Annotated in this window: 15 protein-coding genes and 1 tRNA gene; 8 read left to right on the top strand and 8 right to left on the bottom strand. The window is 53.7% G+C overall.

Annotated features, from left to right (window positions below):
• Positions 1-96 precede the first annotated feature (96 nt).
• From serS to lrp, 5 genes are all read right to left on the bottom strand, one after another.
• On the bottom strand, positions 97-1,389 hold the full coding sequence (gene serS / locus OGV74_RS17795; protein ID WP_003836908.1) for a serine--tRNA ligase: 1,293 nt from the start codon (positions 1,387-1,389) through the stop codon (positions 97-99).
• A 92-nt stretch (positions 1,390-1,481) separates the two neighbouring features.
• Entirely contained in the window at positions 1,482-2,825 is a 1,344-nt protein-coding gene (rarA, locus tag OGV74_RS17800; RefSeq protein WP_003836910.1) for a replication-associated recombination protein RarA, read from the bottom strand.
• Positions 2,826-2,835: 10 nt separating this feature from the next.
• Complete coding sequence (lolA, locus tag OGV74_RS17805; RefSeq protein ID WP_286521301.1) at positions 2,836-3,447, bottom strand: outer membrane lipoprotein periplasmic chaperone LolA; 612 nt, start codon at positions 3,445-3,447, stop codon at positions 2,836-2,838.
• 111 nt (positions 3,448-3,558) lie between these two features.
• A complete protein-coding gene (ftsK, locus tag OGV74_RS17810; RefSeq protein WP_086503905.1) occupies positions 3,559-7,581 on the bottom strand; it encodes a DNA translocase FtsK in 4,023 nt (1,340 codons plus the stop codon).
• 134 nt (positions 7,582-7,715) lie between these two features.
• Positions 7,716-8,210, bottom strand: coding sequence for a leucine-responsive transcriptional regulator Lrp (gene lrp / locus OGV74_RS17815; protein WP_002439523.1), 495 nt, complete (start codon positions 8,208-8,210; stop codon positions 7,716-7,718).
• 547 nt (positions 8,211-8,757) lie between these two features.
• Here lrp and trxB point away from each other — a divergent pair.
• The 5 genes from trxB (at position 8,758) to infA (ending at position 14,582) form a co-directional block, all read left to right on the top strand.
• A complete protein-coding gene (trxB, locus tag OGV74_RS17820; protein ID WP_003035727.1) occupies positions 8,758-9,726 on the top strand; it encodes a thioredoxin-disulfide reductase in 969 nt (322 codons plus the stop codon).
• Positions 9,727-9,840: 114 nt separating this feature from the next.
• Positions 9,841-11,607 carry a heme ABC transporter permease/ATP-binding protein CydD gene (gene cydD / locus OGV74_RS17825; RefSeq protein WP_061547817.1) on the top strand — a complete coding sequence of 589 codons (1,767 nt, stop codon included), beginning with the start codon at positions 9,841-9,843 and terminating at the stop codon, positions 11,605-11,607.
• A complete protein-coding gene (gene cydC / locus OGV74_RS17830) occupies positions 11,608-13,329 on the top strand; it encodes a heme ABC transporter ATP-binding protein/permease CydC (protein ID WP_086503904.1) in 1,722 nt (573 codons plus the stop codon).
• Between the two features lie 44 nt (positions 13,330-13,373).
• Entirely contained in the window at positions 13,374-14,078 is a 705-nt protein-coding gene (gene aat, locus OGV74_RS17835) for a leucyl/phenylalanyl-tRNA--protein transferase (protein ID WP_032948928.1), read from the top strand.
• 285 nt (positions 14,079-14,363) lie between these two features.
• Positions 14,364-14,582 (top strand): translation initiation factor IF-1, encoded by a 219-nt coding sequence (infA, locus tag OGV74_RS17845; RefSeq protein ID WP_002211347.1) that lies wholly within the window; start codon positions 14,364-14,366, stop codon positions 14,580-14,582.
• Between the two features lie 79 nt (positions 14,583-14,661).
• Here infA and OGV74_RS17850 read toward each other — a convergent pair whose 3' ends face one another.
• Positions 14,662-15,573, bottom strand: a complete 912-nt coding sequence (locus tag OGV74_RS17850) for a LysR family transcriptional regulator (RefSeq protein ID WP_003847025.1) — start codon at positions 15,571-15,573, stop codon at positions 14,662-14,664.
• A 108-nt stretch (positions 15,574-15,681) separates the two neighbouring features.
• Here OGV74_RS17850 and OGV74_RS17855 point away from each other — a divergent pair, with 108 nt between their 5' ends.
• The 3 genes from OGV74_RS17855 to OGV74_RS17865 all read left to right on the top strand — a co-directional run bounded on the left by OGV74_RS17855 (position 15,682) and on the right by OGV74_RS17865 (position 17,473).
• Positions 15,682-16,542: a pirin family protein gene (locus OGV74_RS17855; protein WP_086503903.1), complete on the top strand. Its 861-nt coding sequence runs from the start codon at positions 15,682-15,684 to the stop codon at positions 16,540-16,542.
• A gap of 16 nt (positions 16,543-16,558) precedes the next feature.
• Positions 16,559-17,236 (top strand): hydrolase, encoded by a 678-nt coding sequence (locus OGV74_RS17860; RefSeq protein WP_046669941.1) that lies wholly within the window; start codon positions 16,559-16,561, stop codon positions 17,234-17,236.
• A gap of 149 nt (positions 17,237-17,385) precedes the next feature.
• Positions 17,386-17,473 (top strand) — tRNA-Ser (locus OGV74_RS17865).
• 142 nt (positions 17,474-17,615) lie between these two features.
• Here the strand turns inward: OGV74_RS17865 and rlmC are convergent.
• Positions 17,616-18,743 carry a 23S rRNA (uracil(747)-C(5))-methyltransferase RlmC gene (gene rlmC / locus OGV74_RS17870; protein ID WP_061547815.1) on the bottom strand — a complete coding sequence of 376 codons (1,128 nt, stop codon included), beginning with the start codon at positions 18,741-18,743 and terminating at the stop codon, positions 17,616-17,618.
• A gap of 41 nt (positions 18,744-18,784) precedes the next feature.
• Positions 18,785-19,273 carry a YbjO family protein gene (locus tag OGV74_RS17875; protein WP_003035378.1) on the bottom strand — a complete coding sequence of 163 codons (489 nt, stop codon included), beginning with the start codon at positions 19,271-19,273 and terminating at the stop codon, positions 18,785-18,787.
• Positions 19,274-19,284 lie beyond the last annotated feature (11 nt).

A 19,284-nucleotide genomic window follows, 5' to 3' on the forward strand; every position in this document is an offset into this window, starting at 1 on the left:
GGCAGTATTACTCCTATGGAGGTAGTCGTTATTGTCCGACGTCAAACGGGCATAAAAAAAGCGCCCGAAGGCGCTTTTTTAGCAGGGAAAGGTAGCTTAGCCGATGAATTCCAGGCCATTCATGTACGGACGCAACACTTCCGGAACCTGAATGCGACCATCAGCCTGCTGATAGTTTTCCATTACCGCAACCAGCGTACGTCCTACCGCCAGACCAGAACCGTTCAGCGTATGTACTAAACGGGTCTTTTTATCGGATTTACTGCGGCAACGCGCCTGCATACGACGAGCCTGGAAATCCCACACGTTGGAGCAAGATGAGATTTCGCGATAGGTGTTCTGCGCCGGGATCCACACTTCCAGATCGTAGGTTTTGCATGCGCCGAAGCCCATGTCGCCAGTGCACAGGATGATCTTGCGATACGGCAGACCCAACAGTTGCAGGACCTTCTCAGCATGACCGGTCATCTCTTCCAGCGCGTCCATAGAGTCTTCCGGGCGAACGATCTGCACCATCTCAACTTTATCGAACTGGTGCATACGGATCAGACCACGGGTATCACGACCGTAAGAACCTGCTTCAGAACGGAAGCACGGCGTATGCGCAGTCATTTTGATCGGCAGCGCATCTTCGTCAATGATTTCGTCACGCACCAGGTTGGTCAGCGGCACTTCTGCAGTTGGGATCAGCGCATAGTTGCTGCTGTCAGCTTCTTCATCCAGCGGACGGGTGTGGAACAGATCGCCAGCAAATTTCGGCAGTTGGCCTGTTCCGTACAGCGTGTCATGGTTAACCAGATACGGAACGTAGTTTTCGCTGTAACCATGCTGTTCGGTATGCAGATCCAGCATGAACTGAGACAGCGCACGGTGCATGCGCGCGATCTGGCCTTTCATAACAACGAAACGAGAGCCAGTCAGCTTAACCGCTGCGGCGAAATCAAGACCCGTGTGCATTTCACCCAGAGTAACGTGATCGCGCACTTCGAAATCAAACTCACGTGGTGTACCCCAGCGGCTGACTTCGACGTTGTCATTTTCATCTTTACCCACCGGAACTTCGTCCGCTGGCAGGTTAGGAATGGTCAGCGCAATATCGCGGATCTCGGCCTGTAAGGTATCAAGTTCAGCTTTCGCGGCATCCAGCTCTTCGCCCAGTTTGTTCACTTCCAGACGTAAAGACTCGATATCTTCCCCGCGCGCTTTTGCCTGGCCGATGGATTTCGATCGAGAGTTACGCTCTGCCTGCAGGTTTTCAGTTTGTACCTGCAGAACTTTACGACGCTCTTCAAGAGCGCGCAGCTTATCTACATCCAGCTTAAAGCCCCGGCTTGCCAGTTTTTCTGCGACTGCGTCTGGCTCATTACGCAGCAGATTGGGATCGAGCATGCTTATCCTGTGCTTATCGAATTAAAATAGGAGAAAGTGACCACAGCCTGCGGTCACAGGGATACAGAGACAACATTACCGCAACGATAACACTAACGGTAGCGTTTTATAGGGCTATTTTGATCCTGTCCGGCGAGCCAGGCGAGCTTTTCGCCAATCTTGCCTTCAAGACCTCTGTTTGTGGGGTGATAATAGCGCGTTTGTGCCATTTCCTGCGGGAAGTACTCTTCTCCGGCGGCATAGGCATTTGGTTCATCATGGGCGTAACGATACTCCTGACCGTAGCCCATCTCCTTCATCAGCTTCGTCGGCGCATTGCGCAGGTGAACCGGCACGTCGTAATCCGGACGTTCACGTGCATCAGCCAGCGCGGCTTTGAAGGCGGTGTAAACTGCATTACTTTTCGGCGCGCAGGCCAGATAAACAATCGCCTGAGCAATCGCACGTTCGCCTTCCGCTGGTCCCACGCGGGTAAAGCAGTCCCATGCGGAAATTGCCACCTGCATGGCGCGAGGATCGGCATTGCCCACATCTTCAGAGGCAATTGCCAGGCAGCGACGAGCAACATACAGCGGGTCACCGCCTGCACTAATGATGCGCGCATACCAATAAAGCGCGGCATCCGGTGCACTGCCGCGAACCGATTTATGTAATGCGGAGATGAGATCGTAAAAGCGATCGCCTTTATTATCGAAGCGTGCGCTGCGCTCACCGGCAATTTCAGTGAGCAATTCTGGTTTCAATACGCGCTTGCCAGAATCATCAACTTCGGCCATATCGGCCATCATTTCCAGCGTATTCAGCGCCCGGCGCGCGTCACCATTAACCAGTTCGGCAATAGCCCGACGCGTCTCTGGCGGCAGTACGATATCCTGGCCGCCGTAACCCCGCGCTTTATCTGACATCGCCTGGTCCAGCACCTGTTCAATATCGTCGGTGGTTAACGATTTCAGTAAGTAAACGCGTGCGCGTGACAGCAGCGCCGAGTTCAGTTCAAACGAGGGGTTTTCGGTGGTGGCGCCAATAAACGTGATGGTACCGTCTTCAATATGCGGTAAAAACGCATCCTGCTGGCTTTTATTAAAACGGTGAACTTCGTCGACAAACAGGATCGTACGCCGACCAGCGTTACGGTTCTGACGCGCACGCTCAATCGCTTCACGAATCTCTTTTACACCAGACGTAACCGCCGAAATGCGTTCGACATCGGCGTTAGCGTAACGGGCAATGACTTCGGCAAGCGTAGTTTTTCCCGTCCCCGGCGGCCCCCATAAAATCATGGAGTGCAGGTGCCCCGCCTCGATAGCGCGCGGCAAGGGTTTACCCGCAGCCAGCAAATGCTGCTGGCCGATATACTGCGCTAAATTTTCTGGCCGCATACGTGCGGCCAGTGGCTGAAAGGTATTATCAGAAAAGTCGAGCGACAGATTGCTCACTCACACGCCTCTACTTACGTTGATCGTCAACCGTTACACCTTGCGGCGGGGTAAAGGTGAATTTGGAAGGTTCAATCGCACCATTCTGCTGAGATTTCAGCTGATAGCTGCTGCGCTGATCGTCTTGCTCAACGGCGCTAAACTGATGGATCGTCCCGTCACGCCCAACATTGATCGTAAACTGCTTCAGGTTACCGCTGCTGGTTTTTGGCGTCAGCACGAAATCATCGCCGTTTTGCTTAATGTTGTACTGCTGCCAGTCACTGGCCTGGTTACGCGCGATCAGCATGAACGGCGTATTGCCCGTGGCGTCTTTCAGCCAGGTCGCGGTCGCCTGTTCAACAAACGGGTTAAAGAACCACAGCGTTTTCCCATCGGAAACCAGGATGCTCTCATCAGGCTGGGTCATATGCCAGTTAAACAGATTAGGACGTTTAACCCATAAATCACCCTGACCTTCCTGCACCGCTGCGCCGCTGCCGTCCGTGACCTTCTGAGTAAAGCTGGCATGGAAGCTACTGACTTTATCCAGACGGCTTTTCAGGTCGCTGGCAGCGTCAGCCCAGACGCTGCTCATCACAAAGCTCGACAGTAATGCACAGGTGATTGCGATTCTTTTCATCGTTATTCCTCAAAATACGTCACTCCCAACGGGGAGATCCCTCTGCTATCCATTTCAGGCCAAAAATCAGCATGAGGAAAGTAGAAAATACTGAATTACTTAACTTTGCAATCATTCGAAGGGCGGCGGAGCCAGCACTTCACGATTACCATTATGCCCTTGTTCGCTGACAATACCCTGCGCTTCCATCTGCTCGATGATGCGCGCCGCTCGGTTGTAGCCGATGCGGAACTGACGCTGGACGCCGGAGATTGAGGCTTTGCGTTTCTGGGTCACAAAGTTTACCGCCTGATCGAACAGCGGATCCAACTCTTCGCCACCATCAAAACCGCCACCGCCTCCTTCGCTTTCGCTGTCAGAAGTAATGCCGTCGACGTATTGTGGACGACCGCGCGCTTTCCAGTCCTGTACCACTGCGTGAACTTCTTCGTCGCGGACAAAGGCGCCGTGAACACGCACAGGGATCGTCGAGTTCGGTGCGGAATAGAGCATGTCACCCATACCTAACAGCGATTCCGCTCCGCCCTGGTCAAGGATGGTACGCGAGTCAATTTTACTTGACACGGTAAAGGCGATACGCGTTGGAATGTTCGCTTTAATCAGTCCGGTGATAACGTCAACCGACGGTCGCTGGGTTGCCAGCACCAGGTGGATCCCCGCCGCACGCGCTTTTTGCGCCAGACGAGCAATCAGTTCTTCCACCTTTTTGCCAACCGTCATCATCAGGTCGGCGAATTCATCCACCAGCACAACAATATACGGCAGTTTTTCCAGCACCGGATGCTGAACATCCATACTGTCACCCGGCTTCCAGTAAGGGTCCGGAATCGGACGTCCCATGCGGGCGGCTTCGGCGATTTTCTCGTTATAACCGGCAAGGTTACGCACGCCAAGCGCCGACATCAGCTTGTAGCGACGTTCCATTTCATTGACGCTCCAGCGCAAGGCGTTAGCAGCATCTTTCATGTCGGTCACGACTTCGGTCAGCAGATGCGGAATGCCTTCATAAACCGACAGTTCCAGCATTTTCGGGTCAATCATGATAAAGCGAACGTCTTCCGGCTGCGCCTTGTACAGCATGCTGAGGATCATGGCGTTCACCCCAACAGACTTACCGGATCCGGTTGTCCCTGCTACCAGCAGGTGCGGCATTTTTGCCAGATCGGCCACCACCGGTTCGCCCGCAATATCTTTACCCAGCACCACAGTCAGCGGAGATGAATTATCACGGAATTTAGCGTTATCCAGCACTTCACGCAGATAAACGGTTTGACGTTTTTTATTCGGTAACTCCAGTCCGACATACGGTTTGCCTGGAATAACCTCAACCACACGTACCGCTGCGGTCGACAATGAACGCGCCAGATCTCGCGACAGGTTGGAAATACGCGCCGCTTTAACCCCAGGAGCCAGATTAAGCTCAAAGCGGGTAATCACCGGGCCTGGAGAGTAGTTCACTACATCGGCTTTAATGCGGAAATCCGCCAGACGCGCTTCCACCAGACGTGCCATTTGCTCCAGCGCGAACGTATCTATCGGCTCAACCTCGCTCGGCGGCGGTGTAAGCAGATCTAACGATGGCAGCGGCGTGCTTGGACGGTGCGCCGGACGGCTGTCGCCATTACGCATCAGCAGCGGATGGATCAGACTATCCTGCGGCGGCGGCGTAACAGGCTGCGCTGGCTGCTGATAATGTTGCTGCGGTGCGACAGGCTGCGCTGGCTGCTGATAATGCTGCTGCGGTGCGACAGGCTGCGTCGGTTGCTGATAATGCTGCTGCGGTGCGACAGGCTGCGCCGGTTGCTGATAATGCTGCTGCGGTGCGACAGGCTGCGCCGGCTGCTGATAATGCTGCTGCGGTGCAACTGGTTCCTGGTACTGCGGCGCAGGCTCCGGCATCACGCCAGGCGTAAACAGTGGCTCATGCGGCCCCTCATCTACCAGCGTTTTCATTGGCGAAAATTCAAAGTCATCGAGCGAGAACGGATTCGCTCCGGCAGGCTGTTCACCGGAATAACGCTGCTGCTGAGAAGAAGCAAACTGGCGAGCCAGTTCCGCTTCTGCGGCTGAATCTTCGTCATCAGTCTGGTGGGTATCGTCTTGATACTCTTCGCCATAACGATGCTGCTGCGACTGAGCGAACTGGCGTGCCAGCTCGTCCTGCTGCATTGCATCCATTTCATCGTCATTGTACGCATCTGTATCAAGCTGCTCTTCGCGCGCTTTCTCTTCAGCCATACGCTGTGACGGCAGTTTGATGCCATACGACGCCAATTCCCGGCGAGTAGGCACGCGCACACGATTTGGGCGCGGTAACTGCGGGCCAATCCCCTCTTTCACCTGCGGACGCGGCGCACCGCTGCCCGCAAGGCTAAAGACAGGTGCAGCTGCTGCTGCACCCGCCCCTAAAGCGGCGCTTTTTACACCGGCAGCCAGCGGTGCAACAGCTGCAACAGACTCAACGGGCGGTATGGATGCAGTCGTCGGCATAGATGGCGTAGACGGTTTAATACGCTCAGGCTCCTGAGCAGGTTCTGGAATCGGCTGATACCATGCGGCCAGTTGCTCACGCTCACGCGCACGTTTCTCTTCGACTTCTTCAAAGTAATAGAGCGGCGGACGAGTCGGTTTAACTTCTTCAACCACGGGCTCAGGTTCCACCACAAGCGGTTGTTCAACCACAGGCTGCTGGAACGTAGTGCTCTGTTGAGGGATTGATTCCTGCTGATAAACAGGTTGCGGCGCAGGCTCCGGCTGATAAGCAGGCTGCTGGAATGTGGCGTTCTGTTGAGAGGTCGGATCCTGTTGATAGACAGGCTGCAGCACAGGCTCTGGCTGATAAACAGGTTCCGGCTGCGGCGCGACTGGCTGCGCATAAACAGGTTCCGGCTGCGGTGCGTAATATTGCGGCTGCGGACTCTCCTCCACAACCGGCTGTTGCCATGGCTCATACGGCTGCTGCACCGGAGGTTGCGCGTACTGGGCTGAATGCGGATAACCTTCAGGCGTTGGTGCAATCGCGGCATCACCGGTTTGCGGGCCTGGTGCGGATTGCCAGGCTACGGCTGGAGCCGGTTGCTCCATAACAGTGTTGGTCACGGGCGAGGTTTGCAGCAACGGATCTACCGGCGCGCTCCAGGCCTGAGCGGCCGTTGTAGCTGCGGCTGCTGCAGCCACAGGCTCGGTCACCGAGTGGCCGTTAAGCAGTGGGTCAAGCTCGTCATATTCAGGCAGCGTCGCGCGATTGCCGGAAAACAGCACATCGTTAGGATCGGCAACCACGCCACGGGCGCTGTATTCAATTTCGTCTTCATCATCCATGCGTTTGCCGGAGAACAGCGCCGCATCGGTATGACGACCAAGCGGGTTGGTAAATTTCTCTGCCAGACGCTTACGGCGCGCTAACGCACCGCGCAGAATACGAGCCCGACGCGATTCATGGGGTTTGCCATCAGCGGCATCGACAGACTCTTCTTCATCTTCATATTCTTCGTCATCGACCCAGGTATCGTCGCGGCGGGTACGGTTGCTGGCAAACGTCAGGATATTGAGTAACCAGCCGCCCAGTTTTTCCGCAATGCTCACCCATGACCAACCGGTGAACAGCGTTAATCCCGCCGCCCAAATGCACAACAACGTCAGCGTGCCGCCGCTGCTGTGCAGTAAGGGTTGTAGCGTAGTGCTGAGCAGACTGCCGATCACGCCGCCAGAGGCGAAATACCAGATGTCATCGGCGTTAATTGCGGCCAGCCCGCAGGAAGTGAGAATCAGCGCCAGAACGCCAATAATGCGCAGCGAGACGGCAAAATAATCGACGTATTCGTCGCTGGCCTGGTGTCGCCAGGCAAACCAACAGCCGCCAACAATGATGACGGGAATGGTGTAGGCCATGACGCCAAAAATAAAGAACAGCGTGTCCGCCAACCATGCTCCGGGTATTCCCCCCAGATTATGGATAGGTTCATGCCATGCGGTTTGTGACCAACTGGGATCCGAAGGGTTAAAGCTGAGTAAGGCAGCCATCAACCAGACGGCAAAAAGGGCAATAAGAATCAGTAGCGCTTCCAGAAGTCGGCGCCCGCTGCTTAACTTCGTCAATGTGACGTCTTTGTCTTCAGTGTATTCCTGGCTCAAAAACGGCTCTCCAGGTTTCAGGCTTTTCCTGCCCGATGCTAAAACGGACAACAGCACCGGGTTACCCCGGCACTGTTGCTGTATGGATTAACAGGAGTGTAATCAAACTGCGTCGATTTTGCACCTGTTCCGTGTTAGCGCGTCTTAATTACCAGACGATTGCTCTGTTTGACTTCTTCCATGACTACATAAGTACGTGTGTCATTCACGCCAGGCAGACGCAGCAGGGTTTCCCCCAACAGTTTACGGTATGCCGACATATCCGGTACGCGTGTTTTCAGCAAATAGTCGAAATCACCGGAAACCAAATGACACTCTTGAATTTCTTCAAGTTTTTGTACTGCAGAGTTGAATTGTTCAAACACATCCGGGGCGCCACGATTCAGAGTAATCTCAACAAAAACCAGAAGTGATGCATCCAGATAATGCGGGTTTAACAGCGCTGTATAGCCCTGAATAAAACCCTGTCTTTCCAACCGACGCACACGCTCAAGGCAGGGCGTTGGTGAAAGTCCCACACGTTTAGAAAGCTCGACGTTAGAAATACGCCCATCCTTTTGCAGCTCATTAAGAATGTTACGATCGATACGGTCGAGATCTTTGCCAGGGCGCTTCTTACTATCTACCATTATTATTGTCTCTCTGTATTCCTTCCCTACTCCTGCCTGACTCTACCAACATCACTGTTCAGAGTCGCTACCCATCAAAATAAACCGCAACCCAGAGGGATTTTCGGTTCGCAATGTCTGGGTTTATGGTGAGAAGACCGTTGCCTGTCGGCGGCTATCGACATCACGAATGGCATCTGTCCACACCATGCGTAGATTTCGCTAACACGGTAAACATGGTATCTACATGCATGATTATGCAGCACATACATGACACAGTTTTTTTCTTCCTTGAATGTTTTCGCAAAACAGCAGGGGATTGTCAAAGCAAAACATCGATTTTTAGTACAACATGCCAGTTATTCATTCGCAGTGATGGAAAATCGTCATTTTATCACCTTATAACTGACCGATTTTAAGTAGAAATCGTTATAGTATTACGGCTGATCACCCCGTTCATCGGTTTCTGCTATTACACATATTGTTAACAAAATCGCCATACTCTTTTTTTACGTCTGTAAATTCCCTACAATCCTGCTCATTGCCTGCCAACAACTATGGGGATCTCATGGGCGCAACCAAACACAGTAAACTTCTTATTCTGGGCTCTGGCCCTGCGGGGTATACCGCTGCGGTCTACGCTGCACGCGCGAACCTGCAACCGGTACTGATTACCGGTATGGAAAAAGGTGGTCAGTTGACCACAACAACAGAAGTGGAAAACTGGCCTGGCGATCCGCACGATCTTACTGGCCCGCTGCTGATGGAACGTATGCACGAACATGCGTCCAAATTTGACACTGAAATCATTTTTGATCACATCAGCAAAGTTGATCTGCAAAACCGTCCTTTCCGTCTGACCGGCGACAGCGGTGAATACACCTGTGACGCACTGATCATCGCCACCGGCGCTTCAGCACGTTACCTGGGTCTGCCTTCAGAAGAAGCATTCAAAGGCCGTGGCGTTTCCGCCTGCGCGACCTGCGACGGTTTCTTCTACCGTAACCAAAAAGTTGCGGTGATCGGCGGCGGCAACACCGCTGTTGAAGAAGCGCTATATCTGGCGAATATCGCATCTGAAGTGCATTTGATTCACCGTCGCGACAGCTTTCGCGCGGAGAAAATTCTCATCAAACGTTTGATGGATAAAGTTGAAAACGGCAACATCGTGCTTCACACCCACCGCACGCTGGAAGAAGTGACCGGCGATCAAATGGGCGTAACCGGACTGCGTCTGCGCGATACGCAAAACACTGACAACGTGGAATCACTTGACGTTGCCGGGTTATTTGTCGCTATCGGTCACAGCCCTAATACCGCTATTTTCGACGGTCAGCTTGAACTGGAAAACGGCTACATCAAAGTTCAGTCCGGTATTCACGGCAATGCCACTCAAACCAGCATTCCGGGTGTCTTCGCAGCCGGTGACGTGATGGACCATATTTATCGCCAGGCGATTACGTCTGCGGGCACGGGCTGTATGGCCGCGCTTGATGCAGAACGTTATCTCGACGGTCTGGCGGACGCTTGCAAATAAGTTTTACAAATCAGTAACAAAAGTAAAAAAGGCGACTATAAGTCGCCTTTATTTTTGCCTCGTTGTAACATTGCCCTGCCCATAAATTCCAATAACTCACCTGCTAAGCGTGCAATGAATAAAACCCGTCAAAAAGAGCTGACCCGCTGGTTAAAACAGCAAAGTGTAATTTCCCAACGATGGCTGAACATTTCGCGCCTGTTGGGGTTCGTGAGCGGCCTGTTAATTGTCGCTCAGGCCTGGCTCATGGCCCGAATTCTGGACCATATGATCATGGCCAATATTCCCCGAGAGGCGCTTCTGCTTCCTTTCATCGTGCTGGTATTGATTTTCATCCTGCGGGCATGGGTCGTCTGGTTACGCGAACGGGTCGGGTTTCACGCAGGACAGCATATTCGCTTTGAAATTCGCCGCCAGGTGCTTGACCGTCTGCAACAGGCAGGTCCGGCCTGGATACAAGGCAAACCGGCTGGGAGTTGGGCCACGTTGATCCTGGAGCAGATTGACGATATGCATGATTACTATGCACGTTATCTGCCGCAAATGGCGTTGGCCGTATGCGTCCCCTTATTGATCGTGGCGGCGGTATTCCCGTCAAACTGGGTGGCCGCCCTTATTCTGCTTGGAACTGCCCCGCTGATCCCGTTGTTTATGGCGATGGTTGGTATGGGTGCTGCCGACGCTAACCGCCGCAATTTTCAGGCTCTTGCTCGCCTCAGCGGCCATTTCCTCGACCGCCTGCGGGGCATGGAGACGCTAAGAATCTTTGGTCGCGGTGAAGCCGAAACGGAAAGCATCCGCGCTGCGTCACAGGATTTCCGCCAGCGCACTATGGAAGTCCTGCGCCTGGCTTTCCTGTCATCCGGTGTCCTTGAGTTCTTTACCTCCCTGTCCATCGCACTGGTCGCGGTTTACTTCGGTTTTTCCTACCTTGGCGAACTCGATTTTGGACACTACGGCACAGGTGTCACATTGGCTGCCGGCTTCCTCGCGCTCATTCTGGCGCCGGAATTTTTCCAGCCCCTGCGCGATCTGGGCACGTTTTATCACGCCAAAGCACAAGCCGTTGGTGCAGCAGACAGTCTGAAAACCTTCATGGAAACCCCGCTTGCACATCCTGAGCGTGGCGACATTGAGCTGACAACAAAAGACGCTGTTTCAATTGAAGCACAAGATCTGGTCATCACCTCGCCGGAAGGTAAAGTGCTTGCAGGCCCGCTCAACTTTACCCTGCCAGCGGGCCAACGCGCGGTGCTGGTTGGCCGCAGCGGCTCCGGAAAAAGTTCGTTGCTCAATGTCCTGTCCGGATTTCTCTCTTATCAGGGATCGCTGCGAATTAACGGCTTTGAACTACGTGACCTGTCGCCTGATTGCTGGCGCAAACAGCTGTCCTGGGTTGGACAAAATCCGCAACTCCCTGCCGCCACGTTACGCGATAACGTGCTGCTCGCTCGCCCCGATGCCAGCGAAGAACAGCTGCAGGCCGCACTCGACAGCGCCTGGGTCAGTGAGTTTTTACCGCTACTACCGCAGGGTGTAGATACACCAGTAGGCGATCAGGCGGCTCGACTTTCTGTCGGACAAGCGCAGCGCGTTGCCGTGGCTCGCGCCTTACTCAATCCGTGTCAGTTGCTGCTGCTGGATGAACCCGCCGCCAGCCTGGATGCACACAGCGAACAACGCGTGATGCAAGCGTTGAACGCAGCGTCACGCCGCCAGACTACGCTGATGGTGACACACCAACTTGAAGACCTTGCCGACTGGGACGCTATCTGGGTGATGCAGGACGGACAGATCGTTGAACAAGGCACTTATGCAGAACTTAGCGCAGCCAACGGGGCGTTTGCGACATTACTGGCTCATCGTCAGGAGGACATCTAAATGCGCGCTTTGCTACCTTATCTGACACTGTATAAACGTCACAAATGGATGTTAACCCTGGGGATCGTTCTGGCGATCGTCACACTGTTGGCAAGTATTGGTTTGCTGACGCTTTCCGGTTGGTTCCTGTCGGCTTCTGCTGTGGTGGGTGTCACCGGGATTTACAGTTTTAACTATATGCTCCCTGCCGCCGGGGTACGCGGTGCGGCAATCACCCGCACCGCGGGCCGCTATTTCGAGCGATTGGTCAGCCACGACGCGACGTTCCGCGTGCTGCAACATTTGCGTATATATACCTTCAGCAAACTGCTGCCGCTCTCTCCTGCTGGCCTGTCCCGTTATGGACAAGGTGAATTGCTTAATCGCGTGGTGGCGGATGTCGACACGCTCGATCATCTCTATTTACGCGTGCTCTCCCCGCTTGTAGGCGCTTTTGTCGTTATCATGGTGGTCACGCTGGGGCTAAGCGTTCTCGATTTCACGCTAGCTATTACTCTCGGCGGTATTATGCTGCTGACCTTATTTATCTTGCCCCCACTCTTTTATCAGGCAGGTAAAAGCACCGGGCAAAGCTTGACGCATTTACGTGGGCAGTATCGTCAGCAGTTAACATCCTGGCTGCAGGGCCAGGCTGAACTGACCATCTTTGGTGCCAGTGAACGTTACCGCGCGCAAATGGAAGCCACTGAGTTGCAGTGGCATGAAGCCCAACGACGTCAGTCTGAATTAACGGCGCTATCACAGGCGGTCATGCTGTTAGTCGGCGCACTGGCAGTGGTTGTGATGTTATGGATGGCCTCAGGTGGCGTAGGTGGCAATACCCAGCCGGGTGCGCTGATCGCGCTGTTTGTCTTCTGTGCGTTGGCCGCATTTGAAGCATTAGCCCCCGTCACCGGCGCGTTTCAGCATCTCGGACAGGTTATTGCCTCTGCGCTGCGCATCACCGAACTGACTGAACAGCAGCCAGAAGTCACCTTCCCGGATGCCGGTTCCCCTGTTTCTGAGCGGGTCACTCTCACGCTACGCGATGTATCATTCAGTTATCCGGGACAAGCACAAAAAGCGCTCGACACCCTTTCCCTGCAGGCTCAGCCCGGTGAGCATATTGCGATTCTCGGTCGCACCGGATGCGGTAAGTCAACGTTACTGCAATTACTCACCCGCGCATGGGATCTGCAGCACGGCGAAATTCTGATTAATGGGCAGCCGATTTCAGCCCTCAGTGAAACCACGCTGCGCCAGAGCATCAGCGTCGTGCCACAGCGCGTGCACCTGTTCAGCGCGACGCTTCGCGACAATCTTCTGCTGGCGGCACCGCACGCCAGTGATGACACATTATCTGCGATGCTGTGCCGCGTCGGTCTGGACAAACTGCTTGAGGGTGATGGACTCAACGCCTGGTTAGGCGAAGGGGGTCGACAGCTTTCTGGTGGCGAACTTCGTCGTCTGGCTATCGCTCGTGCCTTATTGCACGATGCCCCACTGATGCTGCTGGACGAACCGACCGAAGGGCTTGATGCAACAACAGAAAGCCAAATGCTTGAATTAATTGGCGATGCCATGCGTGATAAAACCGTACTGATGGTGACACATCGTCTGCGCGGCTTGTCACGTTTTGATCAAATAATAGTGATGGACAACGGACACATTATTGAGCAAGGTAATCACGCAGATTTGTTAGCCCGGCAGGGGCGTTATTACCAGTTTAAGCAACGTCTGTAAGCTATTATTGAACGATCAAACTCGCGTAGTGGAGTTTCGCAGTCATGCGCCTGGTGCAATTGTCCCGCCATTCTATAGCCTTTCCTTCACCGGAAGGCGCTTTACGCGAGCCTAACGGTTTGTTGGCGCTTGGCGGCGATCTCAGCCCAGCCCGACTGTTAATGGCCTATCAGCGCGGAATTTTCCCGTGGTTTTCGCCTGGCGACCCCATCCTTTGGTGGTCGCCCGATCCACGCGCCATTCTTTGGCCCGAGAAATTTCATCTCAGCCGCAGCATGAAACGCTTTCATAAAAACTCGCCTTATCGCGTGACGCTCAATTACGCGTTCGGTCAGGTGATTGAAGGCTGCGCGAACGACCGGGAAGAAGGCACCTGGATAACGCATGATGTAGTGGACGCCTACCATCGCCTGCACGAACTGGGCCATGCGCACTCCATTGAAGTGTGGCGACAAAATGAATTAGTGGGCGGTATGTATGGCGTGGCGCAAGGTACACTATTTTGTGGCGAATCAATGTTCAGCCGTCAGGAAAATGCGTCCAAAACCGCACTGCTTGTTTTTTGCGCTGAATTTATCCGTCAGGGCGGAAAATTAATCGACTGCCAGGTATTAAATAGCCACACAGCTTCGCTGGGCGCCGTCGAAACCCCTCGTCGGGAGTACCTTGAACACCTGAGCAGACTGCGCCAGCAGCGGCTACCGAGCCATTTCTGGGTTCCCAGGACGTTATTTTCGCCTCAGGGGTGAATGTTTTCGGCACATTTTTTGTCGGGGTGTTATAATTGTCGCGCAGAGTTGGTTTAGCCCATTACCCCGCCGCCGTTAAGGAACAGTTCGCGTCAGGCAACGCCTATCGTTTATCTCCTCGTTCCCTTACACGTTGCGCTTTAAGTGCGGCTTTGCCGTGTGTGGTTAGAGTAATGCGCCAAACCCGATTTGCTGTGTTTTAAACGCACAAATCTTTACTTATTAAAAGAACTTCGGCATTATCTTGCCGGTTCAAATTACGGTAGTGATACCCCAGAGGATTAGATGGCCAAAGAAGACAATATTGAAATGCAGGGTACCGTTCTCGATACGTTACCTAATACCATGTTCCGCGTAGAGTTAGAAAACGGTCACGTGGTTACTGCACACATCTCCGGTAAAATGCGCAAAAACTATATCCGCATCCTGACGGGCGACAAAGTGACTGTTGAGCTGACCCCGTACGACCTGAGCAAAGGCCGCATTGTCTTCCGTAGTCGCTGATTGTTTTTAACGCCCGAATGGCGTCCAGATAATAAAAGGTCGGTTTAACCGGCCTTTTTTGTGGGCTGAGGATATGTATTTAATCCTCAATCATCCGCGCATATTCTTCCGTTAAGAAATCTACTAAAGCGCGCACTGACGGCAATAATCCCCTGCGTGATGGAAAGACTGCGTGAATAATTTCTCGCTTCGGTTCCCAACCGTCGAGCAACGCCACCAGTTCACCCGCGGCTAATTGATCTTTTACCATCAGTTGCGGAAGTTGCACTACCCCCACACCGGCAACTGCGGCTTCACGTAGCGCCAGCATATCGGTGGTAATCATTCGCGGCGTGAAATGCACCTCTGCCCGCGCGCCCTGCGGGCCAAATAACTCCCAACGATGTACATGTTTGCCCGAGGCGAGACTCAAACCAGGCCAGCGTGTCAGCTCTGCCGGAGAGTGTAACGCCCCCATTTGCTCGATTAACTGCGGGCTGGCATACAAACGATGCCCCCTGTCCGCCAGCACACGCATCACCAGGTCGCTATCCTCAAATGGTCTGGGCCTGACACGAATCGCCACGTCCAGACCTTCTCCAACGACGTCAACACGGCGATTTGTCGCCTCCAGTTGCACTGATACGTCAGGATAACGCGCCATAAAACGAGCAAGCATTGGCCCGATATGCACATGCAGCAACGTGACCGGGCACGTCAACTTCACCACGCCACGCGGTTCAACCTGTAACGCGGCAATGGCATCCTGCGCCGCCTGCGCTTCAACCAGCATCGCCTTACAGTGTTCGTAAAAGGTTTGCCCCACTTCCGTCACGTTAAACTGGCGGGTGGTTCGCTGAATCAGTCGAACTCCCAGCCTCTCTTCCAGTTGCGCTATCCGTCGGCTTAGTTTTGATTTCGGTTCATCAAGCGCCCGACCCGCCGCCGCGAATCCTCCTTCCTCTACAACATGCACAAACCATGCAAAATCATTGAGATCTGGCTTCGTCATCTAATTGTCCTATTTATGAGACAGTGAGAGCTATTTTAGCTACTACTCAGCTCGCTGTCATGAATATAAGCTTATTCACATCAAGATAACGCCACTGAGGAGACACAAATGAAACACGTAACAGGCGTCTACACCGCACCTCGCCCGCACTGGGTTGGCGATGGATTTCCGGTTCGCTCGATGTTTTCTTACCAGTCTCATGCTGAGCAACTAAGTCCGTTCCTGCTGCTGGATTACGCCGGTCCACATACGTTTACGCCGGGTAACGAAAAACGCGGCGTAGGCGAGCACCCTCACCGTGGTTTTGAGACGGTGACCATCGTTTACAGCGGCGAAGTTGAACACCGTGATTCAACCGGTCGCGGCGGCATTATCGGCCCCGGCGACGTGCAGTGGATGACCGCGGGTGCAGGAATATTACACGAAGAGTTCCATTCACCAGAATTTACCCGTCAGGGCGGCGAACTGGAAATGGTACAGCTGTGGGTCAATCTGCCGGCAAAAGACAAAATGACCGTGCCCGGCTATCAGGGCATCAGCAGCGATGCGATCCCCTCTGTCGCCCTGCCTGATGAAGCAGGAAGCGTTCGGGTGATTGCGGGCAGCTATCAGGATACAAAAGGCCCGGCACATACCTTCTCGCCGCTGAACGTTTGGGATATGCGTTTACAACGTAATCATCAGCTCACGTTGTCCCAGCCGGAAGGATGGAGCACTGCGCTGGTGGTATTGAAAGGGAATATCACTGTAAACGGCACTACGTCTGCCAGCGAAGCGCAACTGGTGGTGCTGAGCCAGCAAGGGAAAACGCTGCATATTGAAGCCTCCAGCGACGCCAGCGTGCTACTGCTTTCTGGAGAACCGTTGAACGAGCCGATTGTAGGTTACGGTCCGTTTGTAATGAACACGAAACAAGAAATCGCTGAAGCCGTACGCGATTTTAACTCCGGCCGCTTTGGCCAAATCTGAATCGAAGGAGAAGAATATGTCCAGTCCTGCAAACTTTAATGGTTCACGTCCGGTCATCGATGTAAATGATTCCGTCATGCTGCTTATCGATCATCAGAGCGGGTTGTTCCAGACCGTCGGCGACATGCCAATGCCAGAACTACGTGCGCGTGCAGCCGCGCTGGCTAAAATGGCGACCCTGGCGAAGATACCTGTGATTACCACGGCATCCGTACCGCAGGGACCTAACGGCCCGCTGATCCCGGAGATCCACGCTAATGCGCCACATGCCCAATACGTGGCGCGTAAAGGCGAAATCAACGCCTGGGATAACGAAGACTTCGTGAAAGCGGTAAAAGCAACAGGTCGCAAGACGCTGATTATCGCCGGTACGATTACCAGCGTGTGCATGGCTTTCCCGGCTATCAGCGCGGTTGCGGAAGGCTATAAGGTCTTCGTAGTGATCGACGCTTCCGGTACTTACAGCAAAATGGCGCAGGAAATCACCCTGGCTCGCGTTGTTCAGGCTGGCGTCGTCCCGATGGATACCGCCGCCGTCGCGTCTGAAATTCAGGGCACATGGAACCGTGAAGACGCCGCCGAATGGGCGGAAGTGTATACCAAAGTCTTCCCGGCTTATCAGTTGCTGATCGAGAGCTACAGTAAAGCCCAGGAAGTCGTGACCAACGGCGAAAAACTGGACTCTCAGCGCTAATCCTATCCTCCGCGCCTGCCTGGGCGGAGGAATATGTATATTGCGTAACCAAACGAGAGTTAACACGTAAATTCTGCTTGACCGTTTTAGCGCAACTCCCTATAGTAGCGCCCCGTTGCCCCCCAAGCGGTCAGGCAGCAATACAATATGGTGAGGTGTCCGAGTGGCTGAAGGAGCACGCCTGGAAAGTGTGTATACGGCAACGTATCCGGGGTTCGAATCCCCGCCTCACCGCCATATCTTAAGAAGAGCTCGTACGCAAGTACGGGCTTTTTTTTCGCATATTGCATTTGCCGGATGCGGTGCAAGCACCTTATCCGGCCTACGAATGACGAACAACCTGTAGGCCTGATTAGCGAAGCGCCATCAGGCATAGCAGTTATTGTCGGCTGAGCAGCGTTAACACTTCATAATGCGAGGTGTGCGGGAACATATCGAAAAGCTGAACGCGTTCAATGCGATACCCAGGCAACTCACGAATATCCTTCGCCATGGTTTGCGCATTACAGCTGGAATAAACAATAAAACGCGGTGCCATGCGGGAAAGAAAATCGCACAGCGGTTTCCCAATCCCGCGACGCGGCGGATTCACCAGCACCAGATCCGGAACTTCGTCCTGAGCGGTAGCAAACTGAGTTGAATCCAACGCCTGAAAATGCAGATTCTGCAACCCAAGTTCCTGCGCCGACTGCTTCGCGCAGGTAATCGCCTCTGGCGCGATTTCAATCCCCGTCAGTTTCATTTGCGGTGTAGCGCAGTGCAGACCAAAACCCCCAACGCCGCAAAACAGATCCCACATGTGATTAACCGGAAGCTGTCGCACCCAGTCGCGCGCCGTGGCATACAACTGCCCCGCCACCACCGGGTTAGTCTGGAAAAAGCTCTGTGGACGGATCCACAACGGTACATCGTTAAAGCGTTCCGCCAGCGCCTGTTGTTCCGTCAGGAAGATCTCTGTCTCCCCTTCCATAATCGCCATATGCACCGGCTGAATATTGGCAGTGATCACTTTTAACTGTGGGAACTGTGCCTGCAGCCAGGGCAGCGCCGCGCGCAACTGTGCCAGTTTTGCTTCAGAACGCAGGACAAAACGCAGCATCATGCCACCATCGAACCGGCTTTCCGTTAACAGCAAATATTTCAGTTCCCCGCGTTTACGCGCAACGTTATAGGGCGTTAACCCTGCTCGGGCGATAAACGGCTTAAGCGCGGAAAATACGGACGCAAAAGACTCAGGGTAGAGCGGACAGTCGCACAAATCTTCCGGCGTACCGTCACGATGCAACATCCCCAGTAACGGTTTTTCCACGCTGCCGCTGACCACCATTTTGGCTTTATTGCGAAACGCGCTTTCCGGACCACTGACCGGCGCGCACCATTCTCCGACCGGATAATCGGCCAGCAGATTCTGTAGATCGGCTGTTTTAGCGAAGAGTTGATCGGCGACAGGCTGTGTTATCCACTGACAGGAGCGACAGCGTTCGGCGTCATAAAGTGCGCACTGCATACAAAGACCTACAAATTAACCGGGGGCCAAGATTATACACGTTATTGCAAACGGAAGAACCGCCTGCTGGACGCAGGAACAAACAGTAGCAGCAATACCAGCATATCCGGCAGTTTTTGCATCACCAGCGTATGCAGGATTTCGCGTCTGGACTCCCCCGCAATACTGAACAGTTCGGGATATCCGTAGCCCAGCGAAGCTGCCCACAGATAGACGCTGGCGATAATCTGGGTCAACAGATAGATCCAGCGTGCCCAGTTCCGTCCTTTTACCAGCGAAAATGCACAGTAAATTTCGATAAATAGCAGCACCAGACTGCCCAGAAACACCAGCGTCAAATTCCAGGTCTGCACACTGCGATGAATAAACTCACTGGTTCCACGAAACCCAAGCGTATTAAAAATCATCAACAGATCGAGACAGCGGATCATAATAATAGCCAGCGCCGCCACCTGCACCAAAGCAGGGACGTTTAAGCGAGCATGTGATGTGGATGATTTCTTAAAAAATCCCAACGCGTCGTCTTCCATGAAAACGGCGC

Source organism: Citrobacter sp. Cf116 (assembly GCF_030336505.1).
GTDB classification, from domain to species: domain Bacteria; phylum Pseudomonadota; class Gammaproteobacteria; order Enterobacterales; family Enterobacteriaceae; genus Citrobacter; species Citrobacter freundii.